1 protein-coding gene is annotated in these 234 nt (G+C 76.1%); it reads right to left on the minus strand.

The genetic code is table 11. From position 1 onward, the window contains the following. Window positions 1–234 (minus strand): asparagine synthase-related protein (locus AC0IVP_RS22200; RefSeq protein ID WP_471759317.1); only part of this gene is annotated, 234 nt, incomplete at both ends.

Below are 234 nucleotides of genomic sequence, written 5' to 3' on the forward strand. Positions count from 1 at the left end.
ACCCTGGCGCGGTCCAGCCACTCGTCGGTCTGGCTGTCCGCGATCACCGGGTGGGCCCACTCGTGCAGCGGGCCGGCGAGGAACTCGGCCGTCGGCACCGGGCAGCCCAGCTTGCGGCGGTGCAGGATGGCCGGCGGCACGATCTGCTCCATCGCCCGGCGCAGCGCGTCCTTGGACGCGTCGCCGCCGCGGGGGCCCCGCTGGTCCAGCGGGATGGTGCGGGCCACCTCGAAC

Source organism: Klenkia sp. AC732 (assembly GCF_979256525.1).